The 22,850-nt window shown below is 73.9% G+C and carries 22 protein-coding genes; 15 read left to right on the forward strand and 7 right to left on the reverse strand.

All coding sequences use genetic code 11. The annotated features are described in order from the left end of the window. Nucleotides 1-61: 61 nt before the first annotated feature. From QK440_RS32895 to QK440_RS32905, 3 genes are all read right to left on the reverse strand, one after another. Nucleotides 62-463 carry a hypothetical protein gene (locus tag QK440_RS32895; protein WP_282796905.1) on the reverse strand — a complete coding sequence of 134 codons (402 nt, stop codon included), beginning with the start codon at nt 461-463 and terminating at the stop codon, nt 62-64. A 9-nt stretch (nt 464-472) separates the two neighbouring features. Further along, on the reverse strand, nt 473-919 hold the full coding sequence (locus QK440_RS32900; RefSeq protein WP_282796906.1) for a hypothetical protein: 447 nt from the start codon (nt 917-919) through the stop codon (nt 473-475). Nucleotides 920-1,102: 183 nt separating this feature from the next. Then, the gene (locus tag QK440_RS32905; RefSeq protein WP_282796907.1) at nt 1,103-1,786 is read right to left on the reverse strand and encodes a TetR/AcrR family transcriptional regulator; all 684 of its coding nucleotides are present in this window, start codon (nt 1,784-1,786) and stop codon (nt 1,103-1,105) included. A 189-nt stretch (nt 1,787-1,975) separates the two neighbouring features. Between QK440_RS32905 and QK440_RS32910 the strand changes: the two genes are divergently transcribed. Both QK440_RS32910 and QK440_RS32915 read left to right on the forward strand, forming a co-directional pair. Then, the gene (locus QK440_RS32910) at nt 1,976-3,667 is read left to right on the forward strand and encodes an MFS transporter (RefSeq protein ID WP_282796908.1); all 1,692 of its coding nucleotides are present in this window, start codon (nt 1,976-1,978) and stop codon (nt 3,665-3,667) included. A 105-nt stretch (nt 3,668-3,772) separates the two neighbouring features. Beyond that, complete coding sequence (locus tag QK440_RS32915; RefSeq protein ID WP_282796909.1) at nt 3,773-3,985, forward strand: hypothetical protein; 213 nt, start codon at nt 3,773-3,775, stop codon at nt 3,983-3,985. Nucleotides 3,986-4,032: 47 nt separating this feature from the next. On the opposite strand, the gene QK440_RS32920 is transcribed toward QK440_RS32915, so the two are convergent. Further along, on the reverse strand, nt 4,033-5,520 hold the full coding sequence (locus tag QK440_RS32920; protein ID WP_282796910.1) for a glycoside hydrolase family 16 protein: 1,488 nt from the start codon (nt 5,518-5,520) through the stop codon (nt 4,033-4,035). 286 nt (nt 5,521-5,806) lie between these two features. On the opposite strand from QK440_RS32920, the gene QK440_RS32925 reads away from it, so the two are divergent. Next, nucleotides 5,807-7,435: an ATP-binding protein gene (locus QK440_RS32925; RefSeq protein ID WP_282796911.1), complete on the forward strand. Its 1,629-nt coding sequence runs from the start codon at nt 5,807-5,809 to the stop codon at nt 7,433-7,435. On the opposite strand, the gene QK440_RS32930 is transcribed toward QK440_RS32925, so the two are convergent. The 3 genes from QK440_RS32930 to QK440_RS32940 are packed head-to-tail and all read right to left on the reverse strand — an operon-like array spanning nt 7,407 to nt 8,865. Beyond that, on the reverse strand, nt 7,407-7,928 hold the full coding sequence (locus QK440_RS32930; protein WP_282796912.1) for a DUF5360 family protein: 522 nt from the start codon (nt 7,926-7,928) through the stop codon (nt 7,407-7,409). The genes QK440_RS32925 and QK440_RS32930 overlap by 29 nt on opposite strands. Then, nucleotides 7,928-8,254, reverse strand: coding sequence for a multidrug efflux SMR transporter (locus tag QK440_RS32935; protein WP_282796913.1), 327 nt, complete (start codon nt 8,252-8,254; stop codon nt 7,928-7,930). Before QK440_RS32935 ends, QK440_RS32930 begins: the two co-directional genes overlap by 1 nt. Next, on the reverse strand, nt 8,254-8,865 hold the full coding sequence (locus QK440_RS32940) for a TetR/AcrR family transcriptional regulator (protein ID WP_282796914.1): 612 nt from the start codon (nt 8,863-8,865) through the stop codon (nt 8,254-8,256). The genes QK440_RS32935 and QK440_RS32940 overlap by 1 nt, the downstream gene beginning before the upstream one ends. Before the next feature lie 660 nt (nt 8,866-9,525). On the opposite strand from QK440_RS32940, the gene QK440_RS32945 reads away from it, so the two are divergent. The 12 genes from QK440_RS32945 (at nt 9,526) to QK440_RS33000 (ending at nt 22,813) form a co-directional block, all read left to right on the forward strand. Next, the gene (locus QK440_RS32945; protein ID WP_282796915.1) at nt 9,526-10,677 is read left to right on the forward strand and encodes an 8-amino-7-oxononanoate synthase; all 1,152 of its coding nucleotides are present in this window, start codon (nt 9,526-9,528) and stop codon (nt 10,675-10,677) included. Further along, nucleotides 10,674-11,192, forward strand: a complete 519-nt coding sequence (locus tag QK440_RS32950; RefSeq protein WP_282796916.1) for a hypothetical protein — start codon at nt 10,674-10,676, stop codon at nt 11,190-11,192. The genes QK440_RS32945 and QK440_RS32950 overlap by 4 nt, the downstream gene beginning before the upstream one ends. A 292-nt stretch (nt 11,193-11,484) precedes the next feature. Next, nucleotides 11,485-12,411 carry a methyltransferase domain-containing protein gene (locus tag QK440_RS32955; RefSeq protein ID WP_282796917.1) on the forward strand — a complete coding sequence of 309 codons (927 nt, stop codon included), beginning with the start codon at nt 11,485-11,487 and terminating at the stop codon, nt 12,409-12,411. Beyond that, complete coding sequence (locus QK440_RS32960; protein WP_282796918.1) at nt 12,408-14,975, forward strand: MMPL family transporter; 2,568 nt, start codon at nt 12,408-12,410, stop codon at nt 14,973-14,975. Before QK440_RS32955 ends, QK440_RS32960 begins: the two co-directional genes overlap by 4 nt. 5 nt (nt 14,976-14,980) lie before the next feature. Further along, nucleotides 14,981-15,703 (forward strand): CPBP family intramembrane glutamic endopeptidase, encoded by a 723-nt coding sequence (locus QK440_RS32965; protein WP_282796919.1) that lies wholly within the window; start codon nt 14,981-14,983, stop codon nt 15,701-15,703. A gap of 137 nt (nt 15,704-15,840) precedes the next feature. Continuing rightward, nucleotides 15,841-17,004 (forward strand): methionine adenosyltransferase, encoded by a 1,164-nt coding sequence (gene metK, locus QK440_RS32970; protein WP_282796920.1) that lies wholly within the window; start codon nt 15,841-15,843, stop codon nt 17,002-17,004. 1 nt (nt 17,005) lies between these two features. Then, nucleotides 17,006-17,956: a carbohydrate kinase family protein gene (locus QK440_RS32975; protein ID WP_282796921.1), complete on the forward strand. Its 951-nt coding sequence runs from the start codon at nt 17,006-17,008 to the stop codon at nt 17,954-17,956. 50 nt (nt 17,957-18,006) lie between these two features. Continuing rightward, nucleotides 18,007-18,918: an NAD(P)-binding domain-containing protein gene (locus QK440_RS32980; protein ID WP_282796922.1), complete on the forward strand. Its 912-nt coding sequence runs from the start codon at nt 18,007-18,009 to the stop codon at nt 18,916-18,918. Nucleotides 18,919-19,001: 83 nt separating this feature from the next. After that, nucleotides 19,002-19,430 carry a MerR family transcriptional regulator gene (locus QK440_RS32985; RefSeq protein ID WP_282796923.1) on the forward strand — a complete coding sequence of 143 codons (429 nt, stop codon included), beginning with the start codon at nt 19,002-19,004 and terminating at the stop codon, nt 19,428-19,430. Further along, entirely contained in the window at nt 19,427-19,771 is a 345-nt protein-coding gene (trxA, locus tag QK440_RS32990; protein WP_282796924.1) for a thioredoxin, read from the forward strand. The genes QK440_RS32985 and trxA overlap by 4 nt, the downstream gene beginning before the upstream one ends. 214 nt (nt 19,772-19,985) lie before the next feature. After that, a complete protein-coding gene (locus QK440_RS32995) occupies nt 19,986-22,250 on the forward strand; it encodes a UvrD-helicase domain-containing protein (RefSeq protein WP_282796925.1) in 2,265 nt (754 codons plus the stop codon). Between the two features lie 128 nt (nt 22,251-22,378). Next, entirely contained in the window at nt 22,379-22,813 is a 435-nt protein-coding gene (locus QK440_RS33000) for a peptidoglycan-binding domain-containing protein (protein ID WP_282796926.1), read from the forward strand. Nucleotides 22,814-22,850: the final 37 nt, after the last annotated feature.

Genomic DNA, 22,850 nt, shown 5'->3' on the forward strand with positions numbered 1-22,850 from the left:
CCCACGGCGGGCGTCGCGGGCGCCGCCGAGCTCGACGCCGCCCGGGTCGCCGCCGCCCCGTTCACGCTCGGCGGGGCCCGCCGGGGGCCCCCGCCCCCCCCCCGGGCGGGGGGGGCCCCGCCCCCCGCGGGGGGCGGCGGGGGGGGGGCGGGCCCGGGCCGCCCCCCCCCCCCCCCGCGTCCAGGGTCCGCTTCGCCGCTTCCATCTCGTACGCGAACGCGTCGAGGGCCGAGCCGATCAGGCCGCACTCCGTCTGGATGTAGTGGAAGTTCTGCGCCAGCTCCGTGAGCTGGTCGACGGCCGCCGTCGCCGCCTTGCCCTCCAGCGCGTTCCGCATGGTGACGACCGTCCGGCTCGCGATGCGGTCGCGTGCCGCGTTCGCCATCTCCGAGGTGCGGCGGTATCCGTCGGCCGCGTCCGCGTACTCACGCGGCTTCAGGGCCTTGAGCGTCGCGAGGTCCATGGTGGCCGGTCACCGCCCCGCGCCGGTGCCGCCGCCGACCGCGGGCGTGTCCTCGTACGCCACCCGCAGGCTGCCGATCTCGGCCATGACGGCCTCGTCGGTCCGCACCTGGTCGTTGCCGACCTTCTCCAACAGGCCCGCGATCCGCCCGCACCGCCGGCTCACGCTCTTGACGTAGCGCTGCCAGGAGTCGTGAACCTCCTTCTGCGCGGCGGCCGTTCGGCACCCGCCCTCGGATCCGACGCCGTTCTGGCCCTCGGCGAGGGCGGTGAGCGCCCTGCCGATGCCCTCACGGAGCGAACCGACGTCGTGCCCCGCCCGCGCCCACGTCGGCCGGTCCGACACCAGGGTGCCGGAGTCGCCCGGAGACGCGGGCTCCGTCTGGTTCAGTTGCATCCGCGTGGTGTGCCGCGCGGCCACGTCGGACTTGAGCTGCTCCCACTCCTCCCACGCCATGCGTGCCCCTTTCCCCGCCGGGCGCTCCACGCCCGTGATCCCTGTGTGCCACCGCAAAACGTCACCTTGATCGACGTGTACGGTACGCGGCCCGGCGGGCGCACCCGATCCGTTTCGGTCACCAGGGGGAGTGAGTACGGGTACTCATGCGCGGACGGTCGGGGAGTGGGAGCCAACTGGCCGTCAAGGAGCCGTCGTTGATGCCAGGTCCGCTACCACGGCGGTCGCCTCGGCGGACGGCAGGCCCGCTGCCGTGAGGAACGTCGCCGCCGCCGCGGGGCCCGCCTCCTCCGGCTCCAGGACGCCGTCGTTCACCGCCTCCATCAAGCCGAACACGATGCTCTCGAGGAGGTACACCAGCGCGCGCGGCGGCAGCGTCGTGGTGAAGCGGCCCTCGTCCTGGGCGCGGCTGATCATCTCGGTGCCCGCCGCGTGCATGGGGGCGAGGCGTTCGCGGATGCCCTCCATCGTGACCGCGCGCTGCGCGAGGGAGAGCAGCAGGCGGTAGGGGGCGGTGACGCGCCAGACGCCGAGCATCGCGCCCGCGATGGCCCGCAGCGGGTCGTCGACGCCCTCGTACGCGGCGGCGTGCGCGGCCAGGACCTCCTCGACGGCCTCGTCGAGCAGCGCCGTGACCAGCGCGTCCCGGCTCGGGAAGTGGCCGTAGACGGTGCGGCGCACCACCCCGGCGGCGCGGGCGATCTGGTCCATCGACGCGTCCGGGTCCCGGGACAGCTCGGTGAAGGCGACGTCGAGGATGCGGCGCCGGTTGGCGTCGGCGCGGGCCGACGCGGCGCTCCGGGCGGTCCCGTCCCCGGCGGGGTCGGGCGCCGCGCGCGGTGGTGTCGGCTTCGTGCGAGGGCTCATGGGGCTCATTGTGCCGCGCACGGGCCTACTTGCACACCGCTGTGCAATGACGTCGGCCGTGCAGTACATTGCACATGGCTGTGCAATTACACACACCTGTGCAAGATCGTGCATGGGTGCCGGAAGCGCGGCTATGCGGAACACCAGGCGCCCGCCGGCGTCCCGGAGACCTACCGAGGGGTGGAGCCAATGCCCTTGTTGATCAATGAGCCGGTCGAGCGGATGGACCGGCCCTACGCCCGCCGCTGGTGGGCGCTGCTCGTGCTGTGCCTGAGCCTGCTCATCGCCGTCATGGCGAACACCGCGCTCACGGTCGCGGCCCCCGACATGACCCGCGACCTGGGCCTGAGCAGTTCCGACCTGCAGTGGGTCATCGACGCGTACACCGTTCCGTACGCCGCGCTGATGCTGCTGTTCGGCGCGATCGGCGACAAGTACAGCCGCCGGGGCGCCCTGGTGCTCGGGCTCGTCGTGCTGAGTGCCGGAGCCGGGGCAGGGGCGCTGTCCGACAGCTCCACGGCCGTCATCGCCTCGCGCGCCGCGATGGGCGTGGGCGCGGCGATGATCATGCCCGCGACGCTGTCGCTGCTCGCGGCGACCTTCCCGCGCGAGGAGCGCGCCAAGGCCATCACGCTGTGGGCGGCCACGTCCGGCATCGCCATCGCCGCGGGCCCGCTGATCGCGGGCGTGCTCCTGGCGGACTACGGGTGGGCGTCGACGTTCCTCATCGACATCCCCGTCGCGGCCGTCGCGGTCGTCGGCGCGTTCGTCCTCGTACCGCCGTCCAAGGCCGCGAAGGCCGCGCAGATCGACTACGTGGGCGGGCTGCTGTCCGTCATCTGGGTCGGCGCGCTCATCTACATGATCATCCAGGGGCCGAACTTCGGCTGGGGCACCGCCGCCGTCACCGCGGCCGTGGTCGCGGCCGTCGGGCTCGTCCTCTTCGTCCTGTGGGAGCTGCGCCACCCGCGCCCCGTCCTGGACGTCCGCAAGTTCGCCGAGCGCGGCTTCTCCGGCTCCAACCTCGCCGTCGCGCTCTTCTTCGTCGCGGTGTTCGGGGCCTTCTACTACCTGACGCAGCACCTCCAGTTCGTCCTCAATTACAACCCGCTGGAGACGGGCGTACGGATGCTGCCGCTGGCCGGAGCCGTCTTCGTGGGCTCGGCGCTGACCGGCTTCCTCACGCCGCGGCTCGGCCACAAGGTCATGGTCACCGCGGGCATGGTCGGCGGCACCACGGCGCTCGCCCTGCTGACGGCGACGGACGCCTCGACCTCGTACGGCGACTTCGTGCTGCCCCTCGTCCTCCTCGGCCTCTCGCTGGGCTTCGCCGTCTCGCCCTGCACGGACGCGATCATGGGCGCCTTCCCCGAGTCGGAGCTGGGCGTCGGCGGCGCCGTCAACGACACCTCGCTCGAACTCGGCGGCTCGCTCGGCATCGCCGTCCTCGGCTCGGTCCTCGCCACCTCGTACTCCGACGGCCTCGCCGAGGAGACGGCGGGCAGCAAGCTCCCGGCGTCGGCCCTGGAGAAGGCGCAGGACTCGGTGGGCGCGGGCGGCGGCGTCGCCCAGGGCATCGCCCAGCAGGCCCGCCGCCTCGCCGAGCAGGCCGCGGGCAGCGACTCGCCGCGCAAGGCGGCCGAGCTGAAGGCGCAGGCCTCCGAACTCGCCCAGGGCGCCGAGCAGATGCGGCACGCGGTGAGCGTCTCCTTCTCGGACGCGGTGGCCCACGCCAGCCTGGTCGGCGCGGTGGTCCTCGGCATCGGGACCGTCGTGGTCGCGCTGCTGCTGCCCCGCAAGGGCCGGGGCGCGACGACCGGCACCGGCGCGGGGGCCGCGCCGGAGGCGGACCGCGAACTGGAGGCGGCGGAGCGCCGCTGACCGCCAGGGCGGACGGCAGGGCTCCCGTTCACCGGTACGACACCGGTGAACGGGAGCTTTCGGTGTTCCGCCCTCTCGTCAGGCGCGCTCGAACAGCCACTGCAGGTGTACGTCTGCCTGTGGTCGCACGCCGGGCGGGTCCCCGGCCACCTGCACTTCGTGGTCCAGCCCGCCCGCACCGCCGACCTCGACCGGCACGGCGCGCACGGCCCCGCGCTCCAGGCGGCGATGGTCGCCGAGGGCGCGGGGCCGGACGCGGGGGCGGTGGCCGCCGTGTGCGCGCGGGTGCGGTGGGAGCTGGGGCGGCGGCGCCCGTAGGGCTCCGGCGGGGAGCACCGCGGCCACGCGGTGCCCTGGCCCTACGCCTACGGCCCGTACGGGATCCGTACGAGTGACTGGTTGCCGGTGCCCAGGGTGCTGGGGGCGGTGCCGATGGCGTTCCAGACCTCCACCCGGACCGTGCCGCCGCTCAGCGTCCCGTGGGCGCCGGTGGCCGATTTCAGGCCCCGCGCCTGGGTGTAGTGCTCGTATCCCGGTACCGGGTCGGTGGCGAAGTAGGCGTACGTCTCCACCCGGTCCCAGGACCCGTCGCCCGTGCGGTCGTAACTCACCCGGGCCTGCTGCCCGTTGGCCACCGCCGTGCCGGCGTCGACGAACAGGTCGAACGTCGTCGTACCGCCGTTGTACGCGCCGCTGACACCGGTCGCCGTGTACGTCTGCGGGGCGTGCGGCGTCCCGTCGTGGTTGGCGCCTCCCGCCGAGGTCAGCGTGGCGGCCGAGGCCCCGGCCGCCGCCGGGCCCAGCGATCCGCCCGGGCGCAGGTGCAGCATCGAGGGCGTGCCGGGGCCGCCGCCCCCGCCGCGCGTCCACACCGCCACGTAGTCCACGAGCATGGGCCGCCCGGGCACGGTGGCCGCGACCGGTGTGGCGCGGCCCGCGACGCCGTCCGGGAAGCCGCCGCCCATCGCGACGTTGAGCAGGATGAAGTACCCGGCGTGGGAGGTCATGTCCCGCCACGCGGCGGCGCCGACGCGGTTCTCGTCGACGCTGTGGAAGAGCTGCCCGTCCACGTACCAGCGCAGCACGTTCGGGCTCGTGCCGCGGTCCCACTCGAAGCGGTACGTGTGGAACGCCGACTGGCAGGGGGCACCCGGGCAGGCCCGGCTGGCGCCGATGCCGTTCGTCTCGTCGCAGGGACCGCCCGGGTTCACGCCGCAGTGCAGCACGCCCCAGACGGAGTTGATCCCGTTGACGTTCTCCATCACGTCGAACTCGCCGATGGCGGGCCAGTTCCAGTAGTTGCCCCGGTACGGGGAGCCCAGCGCCCAGAAGGCGGGCCAGTAGCCGAGCGCCTGCTCGCCGGTGACGTCCGGCATCCGGATGCGGCCCTCGATGGCGAGGGTGCCGCCCGCCGGGGCCTTGAAGTCGGCGCGGCGGGACTCGATGCGGCCGGAGGTCCAGTTCCCGGCGCCGTCGCGCAGGGGCGTGATGCGCAGGTTGCCGGTGCCGTCCAGGCTCAGGTTGTCGGGGGAGGAGGTGTAGTTCTGGACCTCGCCGGTGCCCCAGTTCGCGGGCCCGCCGGGGTAGTTGTGGCCGGTGTCGACCTGCCAGTTCGCGGCCGAGGGGAGCGCGCGGGCGGGGCCGGTGAAGTCGTCGCTCCACTGGAGCGTCCAGCCGGGGGCCGGGGGGACGTCGGCCCGCGCCGCGCCGGGGGCGAGCAGCGCGGCCAGGAGCCCGACGGCGGCGAGCAGGGCGTGGAGGGGGCCGGGGCGCCTCGTGAGCCGGGGGAGAGGCGGGCGGCCGGACGCCCGGCGGGGCGGGCTGTGCGGCGGGCGGTGGGGTGTCGTGCTCATCGTGCACCTCCGTGCGGGGCCGGGGTGGGGACTGAGAGCGCTCTCAGAGTTGTTTAGTTGTGTACGGGAAGGGCGTCAATGGCTGTACATCGTCAATTTCCTGAACCCGGCCCCGGGAAAACACGTTGACGCCCGCTTGGTCCCCCTTCACGCTGAAATCCTGACCTGCCGGTGCCGTCGCGCGCGGGGGCACGATGCGCCGGTACGAGGCAGTCGTCCCAGGCACCGGTACGAAACAGTCGTACGAGGCCGTCGTACGAGGCGGCGGCACACGGGGAGCGGCACCATGACCACACGGATCACGGCCACCGGACGCGGCAGCGGCGACGGCCCGGCCGGGGCCGAGCAGGCCGAGCTGGAGCGGGTCGGGGAGCTGTTCGCGCGGTTCATCGACGCCGTGGCGCGCCGCCCGGAGCCCGACGGCCGGGCGGGCGAGCGGGACCTCACCGCCCGGCTCCGCCGCCACCTGGGCTTCGAGCCGGGCGACGCCCCGGTGGTCAAGGCCGCGTACGCGCCCTACGACCACCCGAACGTGCACCTGGCCCTGGAGCGCTGGTTCGCCGCCGAGGGCCGCGCGTACGAGCTGATCGGCATGACCGGGTCGGAGCACCGCGGCCACTACACGCTCTCCGAGATCCTGGAGACGGCCGACCGGTACGACCGGTTCGTCGTCGGCGCCGTCGACTACCAGCACCTCCAGGTCTCGCCCGACGCCGAGCTGGCCTGCGTCTCCTTCGGGTTCTACCTCGGCACGGAGCACACCGAGGACGGCGACACGGAGCGCTACGTGGTGCTGCTGCGCGGCCCGGGCGACGAGTACGATCACGACAAGGTCCAGCTCGAAGTCCTGGCCCGGAGCCGGGACACCGCCAAGCGGCTGCTGTCGGGGGTCGACGCGCTGATCCGCGCGCACAACGTCTTCCGCGGCCGCATCCTGTCCTTCGAGGGCGGCGACTTCCACGACGGCATCGGCCCGTTCCGCTTCCACCGCCGCCCGGAGCTGACCCGCGACGGCATCGTCCTGCCGGACGGGCTCCTCGACCGGGTGGAGCGGCACGTCGTGGGCGTGGCCCGGCAGCGCGAGCGGCTGCGCGCGGCGGGCCAGCACCTGCGCCGCGGGCTGCTCCTGTACGGGCCGCCGGGCACCGGCAAGACCCACACGGTCCGCTATCTGCTCTCCGGCCTGCCGGACTTCACCGTCGTGCTGCTGTCCGGCGTCACGATCGAGGCCATCGGCCCGGCCTGCGCGCTCGCCCGGATGCTCCAGCCCGCCCTCGTCGTCCTGGAGGACTGCGACCTCGTCGCCGAGTCCCGCGACCTCGGCGACGGCGAACAGCCCCTGCTCTTCCAGGTCCTGAACGAGATGGACGGCCTCGGCGACGACGCCGACGTGGCCTTCCTGCTCACCACCAACCGCGCCGACCTCCTGGAGCCCGCCCTCGTCCAGCGCCCCGGGCGCGTGGACCTCGCCGTGGAGATCCCGCTGCCGGACGCGGCGGGCCGCCGCCGGCTGCTCGACCTGTACGGCGGCGGGCTCGGCCTCGACGACGCCGTCACGGAGGAGGTCGTCGAGCGCACGGAGGGCACGACGGCGTCCTTCACCAAGGAGCTGGTGCGCCGCGCGGTCCTCATCGCCGCCGAGCGCGACGCGGACCGCACGGAGGCCGAGGACGTACGGACCGCCCTGGACGAACTCCTCGCCGACCGCGACCGGTTGACCCGGCGGCTGCTCGGCGTACCGGACGACGAGGACCTGGACGAGGACGCCGAGCTGGATCCGGACGCGGACGCGGAGCTCGACCTGGACGCGGGCTTCGAGGACGCGGGGCGCGGCGGGCCCGCCGGACCCACCGGGCGCCCCGGCGAGAACGGCGGCGGCACCTTCTTCAGGGCCTCGTACCGCCCGCTGAGGTGACGGACTCCTCGGCCGGCCGGCCGGGCGGCGGGCCGGTGGCCGCGTGGCGCGTCAGGCGGACGATCGCGGGGACGGGGAAGAGGAGCAGCGCCAGGTTCGGGATCCACCACGTCGGGGACCAGTCGCCGCGCAGCGCCCAGAAGACGACGGCCTGGAGGCCCGCCGTGCTGGTGAGGGTGAGGGAGACCAGCATGAGCGGGCGCCAGGCGGTGCGGTGCGGGCTGCCGGTGCGGCGCTCGCGGCGGCACAGGTACAGGGACGCGAGCCCCGTCGCGCTCGCCGCGACGTCCAGCGGCAGGAACGAGTAGTTCCAGTCGCTCATCACCGGGTCGTCGTAGTCCTTGTACGCGTACGCCGCCGGGATGAGGCCGAGCAGGGCCACGCTCCAGTACAGGAGGAAGGCCAGGTCGGTCACCAGCATCGCGGCCTTGACGGGCCGCAGGCCCTGGTCGTGCGGCGGTGCGGTGCGCGGGCGTGCCGGGGCCTGGGTCATCAGTGCTCCAGGCCTCCGCCGAGGTACATCACGGCCACGCCGGCGACGATGAGCAGGGCGCCGGCGACCGTGGCGATGCGGACGTTCTCGTCGAAGAGGAGCACGCCCCCCGCGAGCGCGCCCACCGTGCCGAGGCCGGACCAGACGGCGTACACCGGGCCGACGTGCAGGGTCTTCAGGGCCTGCGCGAGCAGGACGAACGCGGCGGCGTACCCGACGACGACCAGGATGCTCGGGCCGAGCCGGGTCAGGCCGTGCGAGGCGCGCAGGGAGAGGGTGGCGGCGATCTCGGAGACGATGGCTCCGGCGACCAGGGCGAGTCCCATCAGCGTGACTCCGTCTCTCGGGCGGCCCCGGGCCGGTCGGCCGGGGCGGTTTCGGCGGAGGGCCGGGTGCCGTGCCCGTCCGCGGCTCCGGCGTCGATCAGGCCGGTGACGAGCCGCCGCAGGGCGCGGTGTTCCTCGCCCTTGGGGTCGGCGAGGCCGAGCAGCCGGGCGGTCCACCAGCCGTCGACGGCCATGCGGACGAGCGTGGCCACGCCGGGCGGCAGGCCGTCGTCGTCGAGCCGCCGCTGCCAGGCGCGGTAGCGGGACTGGAGGATGTCGAGCACCTCGGGGCCGTTGGCCGCCGCGAGCAGCGCGACCGGGACCGAGTCGGAGGGCGTGGCCTCGCCCTCGGGGGCCTCGGCCGGGATCGACGCGTCGAGCCAGGCGCGGGTGTAAGCCCCCGCAGGCGCCTCCGGGCCCGGCAGGGCCGCCTCGAAGCGGTCCACCAGGCGCTCGACGACGCCCTGGACGAGGGCCTGTTTGCTCGGGAAGTGGTAGAGCAGGCCGCCCTTGCTGACCTTGGCCTCGGCCGCGACCGCGTCCAGGCGGATGGCGTCGACCCCCTGCTTGACCAGGAGCCTCTCGGCCGCGTTCAGGAGTCGGTTGCGCACACGTCACCCCGTTTTTCCGGTCCGCATTCTTTATTGACGATCTTTACACTTGCCCGCACTGACGATCTTTATAATCCGGCGTTCCCGAAGTTTCCGACCGTCCGGACGGTCGAATGCAGGCTAGCATGCGCCGGAAGCGTGGGGCGGGCCTTTCCCGAGGGGCCCCAGGGGAAGCGGAAGCGTTAACTCTGCATTTCCGGGACGCGCCCGTTACAGTCGTCTGTTGACGCATTCCTCGCGCCTTGTCTAGAGTCCGTTGCTGGCTGATTCGGTTCAACGAATCGTGGCCAAGGGTGATCATCAATCGGGGGCTGAATGTTCAACATGTCTGCGTATTAGCTCTGTGTGTTCACCGGTCGGCGGGCCCTGGCGTGCCCGCGCCCGGGGACTCGTCGCTGCCTGCCGGGCGGTACGTCCGCCCAGGTCAAGGCCGTCTTTCCGTCGCACCGGCCACTTCTTGGGGCTGCCCTCCGCGCCTGCCCGTGCGCAGTCGGCCCCGGTGCCCGGGACATCCTGCGCACTTCCGGACAGCGCTCGGAATGATCTGTTCATTTTCTCTCGGTGTGCGCCTGAACTCACAGAGGAAAATAAATGCTGAATGCATCGCAACCGCCCGATCTCTTTTCCCGATTCGCGGGTTATACCGAGGCGAACGACCTGATGAAGGCCGGTCTCTACCCGTACTTCCTGCCCCTCGCCGGACAGGAGGGCGCCACCGTCCGCCGTAGCGGACGCGAACTGATCATGTGCGGCTCGAACAACTACCTGGGCCTCACCAACGACCCCCGTGTGCACGCCGCCGCCCGCGCCGCGCTCGACCGCTACGGCAGCTCGAGCACCGGGTCCCGCTTCCTCAACGGCAACACCGATCTGCACGAGGAACTGGAGGGGGAGCTCGCCGCCTTCCTCGGCAAGCCCGCCGCCCTCGTGCTCTCCACCGGCTACCAGGCCAACCTCGGCGCCCTCGCCGGTCTGCTCACGCCCCGCGACTACGTGCTCGTCGACCGCGACGCCCACGCCTCGCTCGTCGACGGCTGCCGCCTCAGCGGCGCGAAGGTGCGCCGCTTCCCGCACAACGACGCCGAGGGGCTGCGCCGGGCCCTGGAGCACCTCCCGGACGACGCCGCCCGGCTCGTCGTCGTCGACGGCGTCTACTCGATGGAGGGAGACATCTGCGACCTGCCCGCCGTCGCCGCCGTCTGCGCCGCGTACGGTGCCCGGCTGCTGGTCGACGACGCCCACGGCCTCGGCGTCCTCGCCCAGGGCCGGGGCACCGCCGCCCACTTCGGCCTCACCGACCAGGTGGACCTGATCACGGTCACGTTCAGCAAGTCCCTCGCGTCCCTCGGCGGCGCCGTCGCGGGCAGCGAGGAAGCCATCCACTACCTCAAGCACAAGGCGCGCAGCCTGATGTTCAGCGCCTCCATGACCCCCTCGAGCACCGCCGCCGCGCTCACCGCGCTGCGCATCCTGCGCGCCGAACCGCACCTCGCGGCCGACGTGCGGGCCAAGGCCGACCACGTGCGGCGCGGGCTCGCCGAGGCCGGGATCGGCACCGGCGACAGCACCACGCCGATCGTCCCCGTCCCGGTGCCCGACGCCGTCAGCACCCTCGCCGTCTGGGAGCGCCTCATCCGCGCCGGCGTGTACGTCAACCCCGTGCTGCCGCCCGCCGCCTCGCCCCGGCTGCGGACCAGCTACATGGCCACGCACACCCTCGCGCAGCTCGACCGGGTCGTCGACGCCCTCGCCGCCCAGCCCGAGCTGCGCCGGGCGGGGGACCGGGTGCCCTCGCCGGCGAGCGTGGCGTGAACGCCGCCGCCGGAGCGGGGCTCGCGCTCGTGGCCGCGGCGGGGGCGGCCGGGGTGTCCGCCGCGGCCTGCCTCGACCCGGCGGGCGGGCCCGGCGTGCCCCGCCTCACCCTGCTCGGCTGGGGCCTCGCGCTCGGCGCGGGGACGGGGCTCGCGCTGTCCGGCGCGGGACCTCGGGTCGGTGGCTCCCGCGCCGGGGTCGGTGCCGCGCTGCTCGTCCTCGGTACGGGGCTGCTGTGCGCGGGCACCGTCGCCGCGGCGGCGGTCGTGGCGCTGTGCCTGTGTGCGGGGGCGGCGGCGTACGCCGTGGCGTTGCTGTTGCCGGTGGGTAGAGCGTTCGTTCCAGTGGGGCGGTCGGTGGGCCACCGGGTCTGGCTGTGCGGGGCCGCGTCCGTGGCCGGGGGGTTCGCCGGGGTGTGCTGGCTGCCGCAGGCCCGGGGGGCCGTGGGGGTGGTGGCCTGCGCGGTGGGGCTGCTGTGGCTCGCCCGCGAAGTTCGCCCGTACCGGGCGGGGTGAGCGGACCTCCACAGGGGGCTGCGCCCCTCGCCCCCCTCTTTTGGCGCTCCGCGCCTCGTCCTCAAACGCCGGACGGGCTGTACCTGCCGCTTCCGGTTGTCGTCCGCAGATGCCGGGTGGGGTGTCAACTCCCTTCCGGTCGTTGTCCGTCGGCGCCGGGTGGGGCGTCGCTCCTCTCCGGTTGTCGTCCGCAAGTGCCGGAGGGTGCACATCCCTCCGGTCGTCGTCCTCGTGTGCCGGAAGGGGCGCACCTTCCTTCCGGCTTCGGTTCATCGTCTTCTTGGGGGTCCTCATGTCCCGTCTCGGTCTCGCCGCCCGTGCCCTGCGTCTCGCGCTGAACCGCGCGCACGCCGATCCCACGGCCGACTACGACGCCGCCAGCTCCGACTACGACACCTTCTTCAGCCCCGTCATGGGCAAGCACTCCACCGCCGCGCTCGACGAGGTGCCCGTCCGGCCCGGTGACCGGGTCGTGGAACTCGCCTGCGGGACCGGGCACCTGACCGCCGAGATCGTGCGGCGGCTCGACGGGCGCGGCTCCGTGCGGGCCGTCGACAAGTCGCCCGGGATGCTCCAGGTCGCCAAGGACAAGGTGCGGCCGCTCGTCGAACTGGCGCCGGAGCTCGACGTGAGCCTGACCGTGGACGACATGGACACCTTCATCCGGCGGCTCCCCGCGGCCAGCGCCGACCTGGTCGTCGTCGGCTGGGCCATCTGCTACACCAAGCCCGCCCGGCTGCTCGCCGAGATCGAGCGGGTGCTGCGGCCCGGCGGCCGCGTCCTGGTGATCGAGACCCGCGCGGACGCCCACCAGGCCCTCACCCAGGGCCTGGAGCGCGTCTTCGCCGACGACCCGTCGCTGCTCACCAGCCTCATCCGGGTCGCGCTGCCGAAGAACGCGGCGACGGTGGCGCGCTGGTTCGGCAAGGCCGGGCTCACCGTCACCGGGCAGCGCGACGGCGCCCAGGTCATCCCCGCCCACACCCCGGCCGCCGTCCTGGAGTGGGTGCAGCGCTCCGGCGCCGCGGCGGGCTTCAAGACCGCCGTGGACAACGGCCGCGAGCAGCTCGTCCTGGACCGCGTCGAGGCGGCCCTCGCCGACCTCCTCGCCCGTACCGGCACCTTGGAGATCCAGCACACCTTCGTGGTCGTCACCGGGGCCAAGCCCGCCGCGGCCCGGCACGGGGCCCGGGCCGGCGAGGAGGCCGGCGTCGCATGACGAACCCGACCCGGGCGGCCGACCCGCCCGCGCCGACCCCGCCGCCGGGCCAGGACACCGCCGCGCCGGCCGCCGCGGACCGGGGAGCCGTCCAGCGGGCCCTGCACCGCTTCGCCGAGCGGCTCGCCGCGCGGCCGAAGACCGTGCTCGCGGTGTGGGCCGTGCTCATCGCGCTGTGCACGCCCTACGGCCTGGGGCTCGACGACGCGCTCACCGACCAGGGCGCCTCGAAGGTCGTGCCCGGCACCGGCAGCGCCCGCGCCGACGAGCTGACGAAGAAGGCCTTCCCGCACCGCTCCGAGCGCGAGGTGACCGTCGTCGTCGAGGCCCCCGACGTGCGCGCCGCGGACGTCCGGGCCCTGCTCGCGGACCTCGACGCCCGGGTCGCCCGGCTGCGCGCCGACGGCGACGTGGAGCGCACCTCGTCCGCGTACACGCTGTACCGGGACACGGCCGCCGCGTTCCTGAAGGACGTACGGAAACAGGCGCGCGCGGCGGGTGACGCGCGCGGCTTCGTGGACCGGGAGGTGCGGGCGGGCCGCGTCCCCGCCGCCCTCGCCGGGGCCGCGCGCGAGGCGGCGACCGCCCCCGACGACCGGGCCGTACGGCGCGTCGCGGGCGACGTCGCCACCCGCGGCGACTGGAAGCGCTTCCCGCTGCCGGTGCCCGAGGACGCCGTGGCCCGGCTCGTCGCCGACGACGGCGGGGCCACCGTCGCGTCCGTCAGCTACACCGAGGCCGCCGGGGCCGACCCGGACGTCGAGGGGCTGCGGGAGATCGCCGGGGAGGCGCTCGCCGAGCACGTCCCGGACGGCGGCGCCGAGGTGCACGTCACCGGGGAGCTGGCGCTCATCCACGACACGTACGAGAAGTCGGAGGCCGACAACTCCCTGATGGAGACGGTGGCCTACGGCATCATCCTCGTCGTCCTGCTGGTGTTCTTCCGCGCCGTGGTGCCCGCCGTCCTCACGCTCGCCGTCATCGGTTTGTCGATGAACGTCAGCCAGGCCGCGCTGCGCCTGCTGGGCGAACAGGTGACGCTCACCCAGTTCACCGTCACCATCATGACGTTCGTGATGCTCGGCGCGGGCGTCGACTACAGCATGCTGCTGTCCTCCCGCTACCGGCAGGAACGCCTCGCGGGCCGCGGTCCCCGGGACGCGGCCGTGCACGCCACCGTGCACGCGGGCGAGAGCATGCTGCTCGCCGCCCTCGCCGTGGCCCTCGCCTTCGGCGCGACCCTGCTCTCGCCGGTGGACTGGATCCCGCCGCTCGGCTACGGCGGGCTCATCGGCATCCCCATCGTGCTCGCCGCCGCGCTCACGCTCACGCCCTGCCTGCTTGTGCTGCTCGGCGACCGGTTCTTCGCCCTCGGCCGCAACCCGCTGGCCGACATGGAGCACACCGGCGCGATGGGCGGACACCTGCGCCGCACCGCCGAGTTCGCCAAGCGCCGCAAGGTGGCGATCGTGCTCGTGTTCCTCGCCGCGACCGTCCCGTTCGCCCTGCTCGTGGCCTCCCACCGGTCCACGTCGGACCCGGTCGCGCTCAGCCCCGCCACCGACTCCCGGGAGGGCTTCGCCACCGTCGCGGACCGGTGGGGCGACGCCGCCGTCATGCCGACGGTCGCGCTCGGCCGCGCCGCGCCCGGCGTCGTCGAGGACGGGCGCCTCACCGACGAGGGCCGGGCCGCCGTCGACCGCCTCACCGAGCGCCTCGCGGACGTGCCCGGCGTCGCCTCCGTCGACTCCGCCACCCACCCGTACGGCAAGCAGTGGTCCGCGGCACAGCTCGCCGCGGCGGGCCCCTCCGTCGGCGAGGACTACGTCGCCCGCGACGGCACCGTGCGCTTCGTCGTCGCCCTCGACGACGACCCGTACTCCGAGGAGGCGGCCGACACCGTACGCCGCGTGGAGCGCGTCGCCGACGGCGCGGGGCGCGAGGTCGCCGCGCTGGAGATCGGCGGCACCACCCAGGTCGACCGGCAGTACAGCGCCGCCCTGCGCACCAGCTTCTGGCAGATGGTCGTCCTGGTCAGCGTCGGCGTCTTCGTGATGCTGATGGTCACGCTGCGGTCGCTGCTCGTACCGCTGCGGCTGATCGCCACCATCATGCTCAGCAACGTCTGGGCCGTCGGGCTCACCGTGCTGATCTTCCACCACTGGCGGGGCGAGGCCGTCATCGACGACCTGCCGATCTTCCTCACCGTCCTGATGATGGGGCTCGGCATGGACTACGAGATCTTCCTGGTCACCCGCGTCCGCGACCTGCTGCGCAGCGGGCTGAGCCAGGAGGAGGCGACCATGCGGGCCGTCGTCGACACCGGCCGCGTCATCAACGCCGCCGGGCTCGTCATGGCCGGCAGCCTCGGCACCATGGCGCTGTCCTCGACGCTGATGCTCCAGGAGTACGGCGCCGGGCTCGGCCTGGCCGTGCTGCTCGACGCCACCGTCATCCGCATGCTGTTCGTCCCGGCCACGCTGCTCCTGCTGCGCAAGTACAACTGGTGGCTGCCGAGCTTCGGCCGCGCGCGCCACCGCCTCCACAAGGCACCGGCGGGGTGACGCGGATGCCGCCCGCCACCGCCCCGACGGCGGCCCGCCCGGGCCGCCTGGACCGGCTGCGCCTGCACCACGCGGCCAGCCCCGTCGCCTCCGCCGCCGCGCTGTTCGCGGTGCTCGCGGCGGTCCGCGTCGCCGGCGCCTTCACCTTCCCGGTGATGGTGCTCTCCGTCGCCCTGAGCGCCGCCGTGCTCCTCGTCCTGCCCCGCGACCGGTGGGCCGACGCCGGGGTGCGCGGCTTCCCGGTGCTGCCCGCCGTCCTCGGCACCGCGCTGGTCGCGGTGGTGTACGGGCAGACGTTCCTCGCCACCCGCGACGCCTTCGGGCACGGCGACGACAACTGGACCACCTGGATGCCCAAGCTGTTCGAGGGCATGGTGCCCGGAGCGCCCTGGGCCGACGTGGCCGCCATGGTCCTCGCGCTCGGCGTGCTCGTACCGCTCGTCGAGGAGGTCTGCTACCGCGGCGTCCTCTACCGGGCCGTCGAGGTGCGCCGCGGCACCTACACCGCCGTCGTCACCACGGCCGCCGGGTGGGCCGCCGTCCACCTCGGGGACTACGGCCTCAACCCGCTCAACTGGAAGGTCGTCTGCGGCCTCCTCCCGTCCGTCTTCCTCATGGGCCTGGCCCTCGGCCTGGTCCGCGCCGCCACCGGCTCGGCCCTCGCCTGCGCACTCGCCCAGGGCGCCTGCAACCTGCTGCTGCTCGGCGCCGCCACCGCGTGGCTGTGACCACACCGCCCGTCCCGTCCGCCGCCCGTCCCGTCCACCGCCCATTCCGTCCGCCGCCCATCCCGTCCACCGCCCATTCCGTCCGCCGCCCGTCCCACCCGCCGAACGTCCGACCTGTCCCAGAAAGGGCCGAGCCCATGCCCCGACGCCTGTTCACCTCGGAGTCCGTCACCGAGGGCCACCCCGACAAGATCGCCGACCGGATCAGCGACACCGTCCTCGACGCGCTGCTCGCCCAGGACCCCGCCTCCCGGGTGGCGGTGGAGACCCTCGTCACCACCGGCCTGGTGCACGTCGCCGGGGAAGTCACCACCACCGCGTACGTCCCCGTCGCCCAACTCGTCCGCGACGCCGTCGTGGACATCGGCTACGACGCCTCCGCGAAGGGCTTCGACGGCGCGACCTGCGGCGTGACGGTGTCGCTCGGCGCCCAGTCGCCCGACATCGCCCAGGGCGTGGACACCGGCGGCGCGGGCGACCAGGGCCTGATGTTCGGCTACGCCACCGACGAGACACCCGCCCTGATGCCGCTGCCCATCCAGCTCGCGCACCGCCTCGCGCGCCGCCTCACCGAGGTCCGCAAGGACGGCGTCGTGCCGTACCTCCGCCCCGACGGCAAGACGCAGGTCACCATCGAGTACGAGGGCAGCCGCCCGGTGCGCCTGGACACCGTCGTCGTCTCCTCCCAGCACGCGGCCGACGTCGACCTGCAGGGCCTGCTCGTCCCGGACATCCGCAAGTTCGTCGTCGACCACGTCCTGGAGGAACTCGGCGCCCAGGAGCTGGAGTTGGCGGTGGAGGGCTACCGCCTGCTCGTCAACCCCACCGGACGGTTCGAGATCGGCGGGCCGATGGGCGACGCGGGCCTCACCGGTCGGAAGATCATCATCGACACCTACGGCGGCATGGCCCGCCACGGCGGCGGCGCCTTCTCCGGCAAGGACCCCTCCAAGGTGGACCGCTCGGCGGCCTACGCGATGCGCTGGGTGGCCAAGAACGTGGTCGCCGCGGGGCTCGCCCGGCGCTGCGAGGTACAGGTCGCCTACGCGATCGGCAAGGCCGACCCGGTCGGCCTGCTCGTGGAGACCTTCGGCACCGCCACGGCCTCCCAGGCCCGCATCGAACGGGCCGTCACCGAGGTGTTCGACCTGCGCCCGGCCGCCCTCATCCGCGACCTGGACCTGCTGCGCCCCGTGTACGCGCAGACCTCCGCGTACGGCCACTTCGGCCGCGAGCTGCCGGACTTCACCTGGGAGCGCACCGACCGCGTGGCCGCGCTGCGCTCCGCCGCGGGGGTGTGACGTGACCGCCGCCTGGGACATCGGCGTCCGGATCGCCGTCACCGGCTCCCTCGCCACGGACCACCTGCTGACCTACCCGGGCCGGTTCGCCGAGCAGCTGCTCCCCGACCAGCTCGACCGGGTCTCGCTGTCCTTCCTCGCCGACGACCTCCAGGTGCGCCAGGGCGGGGTCGGCGCCAACATCGCCTTCGGCCTCGGCAAGGTGGGGCTCAACCCGCTGCTCGTCGGGGCGGCCGGGCGGGACTACGCCGAGCAGGCGGCGCGGCTGCGCGCGCTCGGCGTGGACACCTCGGGCGTCCACATCAGCCCCACCCGTCACACGGCCCGGTTCGTCTGCACCACCGACCGCGACCAGAACCAGATCGCCACCTTCTACGCCGGGGCCATGGCCGAGGCCCGCGCCATCGACCTGGCCGCGCTGCTCGCGCGCGCCGGGCGGTTCCGCCTCGTCCACATCGGCGCCGACGACCCCGAGGCCATGGTCCGGCACACCGAGGCCTGCCGGACCCTGGGCGTCCCGTTCGCCGCCGACCCCTCGCAGCAGCTCGCCCGGCTGGACACCGAGCAGACCCGTCGCCTTGTGGCGGGCGCCGCCCTGCTGTTCTCCAACGCGTATGAGGCCGCCCTGCTGCGCGAGCGCACCGGCTGGACCGAGGAGGAGGTGCTGCGCCAGGTCGGCACGTGGATCACCACGCGCGGCGCGGACGGCGTGACCCTCGCCCGCGCGGGCCGGCCGCCGGCGCACGTGCCCGCCGTGCCCGTGGGGCGCGTCGCCGACCCGACCGGGGCGGGCGACGCCTTCCGGGCCGGCTTCCTCGCGGGCCACGCCTGGGGCTGGCCCGACGACCGCTCGGCCCGGCTCGGCTGCGCCCTGGCCGCGCTCGCGCTGGAGTCGGCGGGCACCCAGGAGTACGAACCCACCGCCCATGCTTACTCTTTGGTGAGTACCTGACCAAATAGTTGGTACTTGTGGCCGCGCACGTGCTCCTCAAGCATGGAGGCATGCCCAACGACACGCATCCCGCCCAGCCCGGCACGCCTTCCGCACCCAAGAGCTCCGTCACCGTCATCGGCCTCGGCGCGATGGGGCAGGCCCTCGCCGGAGCCTTCCTCTCCGCCGGCCACCCCACCACCGTCTGGAACCGCTCGGCGGGCAAGGGCGAGGACCTGGTCGCCCGGGGAGCCACCCGGGCGGCGAGCGCCGCCGAGGCCGTGCGCGCGAGCGACCTGGTCGTCGTCTGCGTCGTCGACTACGAGGCCTCGCAGGCGATTCTCGAACCGCTCGCCGCCGACCTCGCCGGGCGCACCCTGGTGAACCTCACCTCCGACACCCCCGAGCGCGCCCGCGAGGCGGCGGCGTGGGCGGCGAAGGAGGGCATCGCCTACCTGGACGGCGCGGTGATGGTGCCCACGACCGTCGTCGGCACGCCCGACGCGCTGCTGTTCCACTCGGGCCCGCGGGCCGCGTACGAGCAGCACGAGAAGGCCCTGAAGGCCCTCGGCGGCCACACCACGTACGTCGGCGAGGACCACGGCCTCGCCGCCCTCTACGACCTGTCGCTGCTCGACTACTTCTGGACCGCGATGTCGGGCCTGGTGCACGCCTTCGCCCTGGCCACGGCGGACGGCGTCCCGGCCGCGGCCGTCGCGCCGTACCTCAAGGCCAACGCCGGTCTCGTCCAGTCGTTCGTGGACGAGACGGCCGCCGAGATCGACGCCGGCCGCTACCCGGGCGAGCAGGGCAACCTCGCCATGGAGGTGGCCGGCATCGACCACATCGTGCACGCCGCGGAGCACCGCGGCCTCGACGCCTCGGTGCTGCGCGCCGCCCGCGCGGTCGCCCGGCGCGGCGTCGCGCTCGGCCACGGCGGCGACAGCTGGACCTCGACGGTGGAAGCCGTCCGCAAGCCCTGAGGCCCCGCCCCGCACCGCTGCCCTTGAGGCCTCCGTCCGGCACCGCTGGCCTTGACCCCGACGTCAACGTCTACCGTCGCGGTATGCGCATCGGCGAACTCGCGGCCCGCGTGGGGACGACCACGCGGACCTTGCGGTACTACGAGTCGCGCGGGCTGCTGCCCGCGCGGCGCGACGGCAACGGCCACCGCACGTACGACGAGGGCGACGTCCGGCTCCTGGAGCAGATCAGGACGCTCCAGGACTTCGGCTTCGAGCTGGAGGAGACCCGCCCGTTCGTGGAGTGCCTGCGCTCCGGGCACCCGGCGGGCGACTCCTGCCCGGCGTCGGTCGCCGTCTACCGCCGCAAGCTGGCCGAGCTCGACGCGCTGATCGGCGAGCTGGGCGCGGTGCGGGACCAGGTCGGCGCGCAGCTCGCGCGGGCCGAGCGGGCGATGGCCGAGCTGGCCGCCGATGCCGGTGCTCCGGGCGGTCCGGAGCCGCGGTGCGAACTGAAGGGGATGAGCGGATGAGCGCGATACGGGCCGAGGGCGTCAGCGAGGTCACGGACGCGGATTTCGGATACGAGGTGCTCGGCGGGGAACGGCCGGTGCTCGTGCAGTTCACGGCGGAGTGGTGCGGGCCGTGCCGGCAGCTCGCCCCGGTCCTCGCCGACCTCGCCGCGGAGGAGGCGGAGCGGCTGAAAGTGGTACAGCTGGATGTCGACCGCAATCCGGAGACACCGGTGGCGTACGGCGTGCTCTCCATGCCGACGCTGATGGTGTTCCGCGACGGTGAGCCGGTGTGGCAGAGCGTGGGCGCGCGGGCGAAGCGGAGGCTGAAGGCGGACCTGGCCGGGGCGGGCGTGCTCTGAGCGCGGCCGTCGAGCGGGGAGCCGTCGGGTAGGGAGCCGTAGAGCGGGGGAGCCGTCGAGCAGGGAACCGCCGAGTAAGAGAAAAGCCCCGGACACGTTGACGTCCGGGGCTTTTCTCTGCGTATAGTGGATTCTTTCGCAAAGCCCTGCGCAATTGGGCGCACGGGAATCGCGGGAATCTTTATACGAGCACTGTAACTGGCGAGGGGCTGAATTGTCAACCGAGGAATTGCGGGAAGAGCAGCAATTCGTCTCCGGGCTGTACGCGCGCCTCGACGCGCTGCGCGCGGAGGCCGAGTCCGCCGTGCGCGCGTCGCTGGAGCAGGTCGGCAACGGCCTCCAGGCGCGCCTCGAGCGCGACGTACTGGTGGCGGAGCGGTCCGGCCTGCTCGCCGCCCTCGACGCGGGCGAGAACGGGCTGTGCTTCGGCCGGCTCGTGTTCCGCGACGGCCGTGACCACCACATCGGGCGGATCGGCATCCGCGCGTCCGACGCCGAGCGCACCCCGCTGGTCGTCGACTGGCGCGCGGAGGTCGCCCGGCCCTTCTACCTCGCCACCGGGCACACCCCCATGGGCCTGCGCAGACGGCGGCACATCAGCACCGAGGGCCGCGAGGTCACCGGCCTGCACGACGAGATCCTCGACCTGTCCGACGCCACCCGCACCGGGCACGAGGGCGCCGACGCCGACGAGGTCCTGCTCGCCGCGCTCAACTCCGCGCGCACCGGCCGCATGCAGGACATCGTGCAGACCATCCAGGCCGAGCAGGACCGCATCATCCGCGCTCCGCACCAGGGCGTCCTCGTCGTCGAGGGCGGCCCCGGCACGGGCAAGACCGTGGTCGCGCTGCACCGCGCCGCCTACCTGCTGTACGCGCACCGCGAGCAGCTCGCCAAGCGGGCCGTGCTGATCGTCGGGCCGAACCCGGCGTTCCTCGGCTACATCGGCGACGTGCTGCCCGCCCTCGGCGAGACCGGCGTCATGCTCGCCTCCCTCGGCGAGCTGTTCCCCGGCGTCACCGCGACCGGCACGGACACGCCCGCCGCCGCGGAGGTGAAGGGCCGCGCGGCGATGGCCGACGTACTCAAGCGGGCCCTTGAGGACCGGCAGCGGCTGCCGGAGCCCGGCGCGCCGGTCGTCATCGAGCACGACGACGGCGACCTGGTCCTCGACTGGGAGATCGCCTACGAGGCGCGGGCCGCCGCCCGCGAGACCCGGCTGCCGCACAACCTGGCGCGGCCCACCTTCGCCTTCCACGTCATCGACGCGCTCACCCGGCAGCTCGCCGAGCGCATCGGGCACGACCCGTACGGCGGGCCCAACTTCCTCGGGCCCGACGACATCGCCCAGATCGGCAAGGGCATCGCGGCCGCCGCCGAGGTGCACGCGGCGATCGAGGAGCTGTGGCCGACGCTCACGCCGCAGGGCTTCGTCGCCGACTACCTGCGCGAGCCCGCGTACGTGTCCGACGCGGACGCCGCCGCCGTACGCCGCGAACCCGGCGCAGCCTGGACGCCCGCCGACGTGCCGCTCCTCGACGAGGCCGCCGAACTGCTCGGCAAGGACGACAGCGCGGCCCTCGCCCGCGCGGAGGCCGAGCGGCAGCGGCAGGTCGCGTACGCGCAGGGCGTGCTCGACGTGTCGTACGCCTCGCGGACGTACGAGTTCGAGGACAAGGAGGAGAGCGACCCGGACGGCTCCGAGGTCCTGCTCGCCCACGACATCATCGACGCCGAGCGCATGGCCGAGCGGCACGAGGAGGCCGACCACCGCAGCGCCGCCGAGCGGGCCGCCGCCGACCGGACCTGGGCGTTCGGGCACATCGTCGTCGACGAGGCGCAGGAGCTGTCGGCGATGGCCTGGCGGCTGCTCATGCGGCGCTGCCCCACCCGCTCCATGACCCTCGTCGGCGACCCCGCGCAGACGGCGGAGGCCGGGGGAGTGGGCTCCTGGGCCGACATCCTGGCGCCGTACGTCGAGGACCGCTGGGAGTTCACCCGGCTCGGGGTCAACTACCGTACGCCCGCGGAGATCATGGCCGTGGCGGCGGAGGTGCCGCGCGCGGCGGGGAGGCCCGGCTTCGAGCCGCCGCGCTCCGTGCGGGCCACCGGGGCCGAGCCCTGGGCCCGGCACGTCGCCCCGGACGACCTCCCGGCCGAGGTCGCCAAGGCCGTCGCCGACACCCCCGCCGGGGAGGGACGCCTCGCGGTCATCGCCCCGCGCGCGCTGCACGCGACCCTCGCACCGGCCCTCGACGGAGTCACCGCCGGCGAGGAGCCCGACCTGACCCGCCCGGTGGTCCTCCTCGACCCCCGCCAGACGAAGGGCCTGGAGTTCGACACGGTCCTGGTGCTCGAACCCACGCACTACGAGCCCAGCGACTTGTACGTGGCCCTGACCCGGGCCACACAACACCTGGGAGTCCTACACACGGAGCCCCTGCCCGAGCCACTGGCACGCCGCCTGACCCGGCGCTGAGCGAGGCCGTGAGGTCTGTTGCTGGAGGCGACGTTTGTCCCGCACGGCCCCGGGAGCTGCGGGACAACGCGGCGGACGGTGCACTGCTGGTCGCACGTCTTCTGCCGGCAGCACACCGAAGGGACGCCATGCGCACCAAACACCTCACGGCCCTGACCGCCGCCGCTCTCGGCGCGGGACTCCTCACCGCACCGACGGCGGCGGCAGCCGACCCCTTGTCCACGGCACGCCTACCCCTGTGCGAGTACGCCATCAACCAGCCAACGGACGACGGCTACATGGTCCGACCGGGCATCCGCCCCGGCAACTACACCTGCCTCCTCAAGCAGGGCCACCGCATGCTGGGCGTCAAGGCGCTCCAGGCCGGCCTGCGCCGCTGCTACGGCGCGAGGATCACCGTCGACATGACCTTCGGCCCCGCCACGAAGAAGGCCCTGCAAGCGGCCCAACGCAGGGCAGGCATCCCCGCCGACGGCATCTTCGGCCCCACAACGAGCTACGCACTGCGCTGGCCCGAGTACTACGACAACGGCCGCTTCACAGGCCGCTGCATCCGCAACTGACGACTGCCGCCCACGGAAACTGGCCGTCACCGGCAAG

The organism is Streptomyces sp. CC224B (assembly GCF_030010595.1).
Lineage (GTDB): Bacteria > Actinomycetota > Actinomycetes > Streptomycetales > Streptomycetaceae > Streptomyces > Streptomyces longispororuber.

Bases quoted from the DNA above. Each gene is read 5' to 3' on its own strand.
- QK440_RS32895 (WP_282796905.1), bottom strand. From the start codon at position 463: ATGGACCTCGCGACGCTCAAGGCCCTGAAGCCGCGTGAGTACGCGGAC.
- QK440_RS32900 (WP_282796906.1), bottom strand. From the start codon at position 919: ATGGCGTGGGAGGAGTGGGAGCAGCTCAAGTCCGACGTGGCCGCGCGG.
- QK440_RS32905 (WP_282796907.1), bottom strand. From the start codon at position 1,786: ATGAGCCCTCGCACGAAGCCGACACCACCGCGCGCGGCGCCCGACCCC.
- QK440_RS32910 (WP_282796908.1), top strand. From the start codon at position 1,976: ATGCCCTTGTTGATCAATGAGCCGGTCGAGCGGATGGACCGGCCCTAC.
- QK440_RS32920 (WP_282796910.1), bottom strand. From the start codon at position 5,520: ATGAGCACGACACCCCACCGCCCGCCGCACAGCCCGCCCCGCCGGGCG.
- QK440_RS32925 (WP_282796911.1), top strand. From the start codon at position 5,807: ATGACCACACGGATCACGGCCACCGGACGCGGCAGCGGCGACGGCCCG.
- QK440_RS32930 (WP_282796912.1), bottom strand. From the start codon at position 7,928: ATGACCCAGGCCCCGGCACGCCCGCGCACCGCACCGCCGCACGACCAG.
- QK440_RS32935 (WP_282796913.1), bottom strand. From the start codon at position 8,254: ATGGGACTCGCCCTGGTCGCCGGAGCCATCGTCTCCGAGATCGCCGCC.
- QK440_RS32945 (WP_282796915.1), top strand. From the start codon at position 9,526: ATGAAGGCCGGTCTCTACCCGTACTTCCTGCCCCTCGCCGGACAGGAG.
- QK440_RS32955 (WP_282796917.1), top strand. From the start codon at position 11,485: ATGTCCCGTCTCGGTCTCGCCGCCCGTGCCCTGCGTCTCGCGCTGAAC.
- QK440_RS32960 (WP_282796918.1), top strand. From the start codon at position 12,408: ATGACGAACCCGACCCGGGCGGCCGACCCGCCCGCGCCGACCCCGCCG.
- QK440_RS32965 (WP_282796919.1), top strand. From the start codon at position 14,981: ATGCCGCCCGCCACCGCCCCGACGGCGGCCCGCCCGGGCCGCCTGGAC.
- metK (WP_282796920.1), top strand. From the start codon at position 15,841: ATGCCCCGACGCCTGTTCACCTCGGAGTCCGTCACCGAGGGCCACCCC.
- QK440_RS32980 (WP_282796922.1), top strand. From the start codon at position 18,007: ATGCCCAACGACACGCATCCCGCCCAGCCCGGCACGCCTTCCGCACCC.
- QK440_RS32985 (WP_282796923.1), top strand. From the start codon at position 19,002: ATGCGCATCGGCGAACTCGCGGCCCGCGTGGGGACGACCACGCGGACC.
- trxA (WP_282796924.1), top strand. From the start codon at position 19,427: ATGAGCGCGATACGGGCCGAGGGCGTCAGCGAGGTCACGGACGCGGAT.
- QK440_RS33000 (WP_282796926.1), top strand. From the start codon at position 22,379: ATGCGCACCAAACACCTCACGGCCCTGACCGCCGCCGCTCTCGGCGCG.